The sequence below is a fragment of the Bradyrhizobium sp. Mp27 genome (genome assembly GCF_029953005.1).
GTDB lineage: Bacteria > Pseudomonadota > Alphaproteobacteria > Rhizobiales > Xanthobacteraceae > Bradyrhizobium > Bradyrhizobium barranii.
In genome coordinates, this window is record NZ_JASAUS010000377.1 from 1 (window position 1) to 2768 (window position 2768).

A 2768-nucleotide genomic window follows, 5' to 3' on the forward strand; every position below is an offset into this window, starting at 1 on the left:
CGGGCGTGGCGTTCGCGGTTGGAGGTGATGGGGTTGGCTTCGCAACCGAATCCTACGCCGCATCAGCGCTTTACCCCTCAGGCGCACTCTTACGAATAAGACGGGCTAGCTTCCTGGCGTACTCACGCTCCCAAAAACTAGTACGAGCTGAACTTGCAACGGCCGGCTGGTTGCCATCAGGCAGCTCGCGGAGTGAAAAGAACACTAAGCTTGAAATCTCACGGCTCATCCAAGCTGAACCAGCTTGTGCTCACCGGGCAGACCACAAAGTTCCGGCACATGCACGTGCCTTGGACGCTAGCTCCGCAATGCAGCGAACCTCGACACTCGTTCGTCCGCCTTCCACCCAATGTAGGGAAGTTGACGCGGCACGCTCTTAGTAAGCTCCTGCAGAACAAAGGAATTGCTCCGGCACGCGGCTTGCTACGTTGAGGACGTCATCGCCAATCGTCGTGCGGTGATCTTCGGAGCGGCCCCGGCTCGTTATTGGGGGCCTGGTGCTCCGACGATTTGCCGTGCGGCGATACTTAGCGAGCGCGACTACAACTCGGGAAAGTTCAGGGCAATCTTTATGCGATCAAGAGTTCTCTTTTTGGGGGCTGCGACCATGGCGATCGCCACAACGGGTACAGCTATGGCGAAGCTCGGGCGAGAAGCCCTGCCACCGTCGGTGTGGAACTGGTCCGGAGGCTACATTGGCGGGCATGTAGGCGGCGGGTACGGTCGAACCTCTTTCACCAATCCGTTCGGCCCACCGATCTACGGCGACGTCGTCGATATTCCCTCCTTCGTCGCAGGTGGCCAAATCGGCTACAATTGGCAGAACAATAGTTGGGTGTACGGCCTCGAACTGGATGCCAGCGCAGCTGTCGCGAGCGGCTCAAACACCTGCCTCGCAGCCTCAGACTTGATTGTAAGCGCAAACTGCAACGCAGCTCCGAACCTCTTTGCGACCGGGACCGGTCGCATCGGTTACGCCTTCGGCTCGCTCGGGCAAACGCTTGCCTATCTCAAGGCAGGTGCAGCCTGCAAAATAATCGAGGCGACATCGTCAACAACTTTGAAGGGGGCGACCTGCCACAGGAGAAAACCCATTTCGACTATGGCCAAGTTGGTGGCGTCATCGGGCTCGGTGTGGAGCAAGCCCTTACGCCTTCATGGTCGGTGAACGTCGAGTATGACTATCTGCATTTTGGCGGGCCGAGCGTCGCGACCGCTTCGACCGCGAAGTTATCTCCGTCTACGATTTTGCCGGCGAGCACGACCAGCCTGTCCAGCAACTATCACATTGGGAAAATTGGTCTGAACTACCACTTTGGTGCGGACCCAGAAGCCGCACCAAAGTCCGATTCGCCGCTGCATGCGAGATCAGCCGGCAGCGTACCACCCATTCCCTACACGTCCGGTTGGTCGTTCGAAGGGGGCTCGCGGCTCTGGCTGAGCCGGGGAAGATTCCAGTGGGATCAAAGCGCAGTCCCGTATGGCTGGCCTGAAGACCCCAGCATACTGATTTCCAGGCTCACTTATCATGCACTGGACGGACTTTCGGGGGAGGTATTCGGCCGTGTCGACAGTCCCTGGGGAGTGTTCTTGAAGAGTAGCCTTGGTATCGGGTTCTTCAACAAAGGGAAATCGAACGATGAAGATTGGCTGCCCCACGAGGGATACCCCTACCTAAATACTCGTTCAGGTGAGTCAAACGGGCGATTTGCATATTACACGGCCGACGCCGGTTACGATGTCCTGCGCAGTACGAACTACAAGATCGGCGGATTTATAGGCTGGGCCTATTACAGCCAGAGCTCAGACTCGAGGGGTTGCGTTCCGCTCACAAATCCGCAGGACTTTTGTCGTATCAAGCCGAGCGACGATAGGATCGTTGGCAGCCAAGATACTCAATGGAATGCGCCTCGAATCGGCTTGAGCGCCGAAACTATGCTGACCGAGCGCTGGCGCCTGAATGCGGACATCGCTTACCTGCCCTGGACCGACTTCAAGGGCCGCGATAATCATCTCTTGCGCAAAAAGACCACCTTTAGTGAGCAACACGGCAATGGTGGCGGCGGCGTCCAGGTTGAAGGCCTTCTGTCCTACTTTGTCACCAACAATATCAGCCTAGGCGTTGGAGGCCGCTATTGGGCCATGTGGACGAAAAAGGAAGCGGACTCCGCGGACTGCGGAAACGGCTGCGGCTCGCTAGGATTTGCGAACTACAGCATGGAACGGTGGGGTACGTTCTTCCAGGCGTCTTACAAGCTCAACTAAGGGCTTCACTGTTACGAGGCTCCAAACTGCAGATGCTTAGGGGCCGTTCTGAAGTTCGCTGATGGCCCCAGTCCTCGGCGCCCATTCGCCGCCGAGGACTATGTCGCGATCACGCCTGTACACCGGCTTGCTTCGATTGCAAACCGCCCGCATGGACAAGGCGAGCGCAACTCCGCTCGCAACCGGAGCTCGTTTCTGGTGATAAGAGCTCGATCCGTTGACCCGGAATTCGCTCCAAAGCCGATTCCGCGCACCATTGCGAAGGCGCCGACCGACCGGGAAGCCGCGGCCGTTGTCTCATCGCGCGGCGGCCGGAGGCGGGCGCAAAGTGCCTGGCGAAAGATCAACGGCTTATTCACCGAGGGGAGAGTTGAACGGCTGGCGGTCTGCAACGGGAGCTATGGCTGATTTTGGGTGACGCGGCCTGATCAGGCGGCGTGGCTTTCAGTGTTCGGAATGACTTCGATTCCGTCGATGAACTTTACACCGGCGATGACTTTCGG

Annotated in this window: 2 protein-coding genes; both read left to right on the forward strand. The window is 58.1% G+C overall.

From position 1 onward, the window contains the following. Positions 1–607: 607 nt before the first annotated feature. Positions 608–1168 (forward strand): hypothetical protein, encoded by a 561-nt coding sequence (locus QJT78_RS49960; RefSeq protein WP_240537882.1) that lies wholly within the window; start codon positions 608–610, stop codon positions 1166–1168. Continuing rightward, positions 1165–2265 carry a hypothetical protein gene (locus QJT78_RS49965; RefSeq protein ID WP_240537881.1) on the forward strand — a complete coding sequence of 367 codons (1101 nt, stop codon included), beginning with the start codon at positions 1165–1167 and terminating at the stop codon, positions 2263–2265. Before QJT78_RS49960 ends, QJT78_RS49965 begins: the two co-directional genes overlap by 4 nt. The last annotated feature ends 503 nt before the right edge of the window (positions 2266–2768 follow it).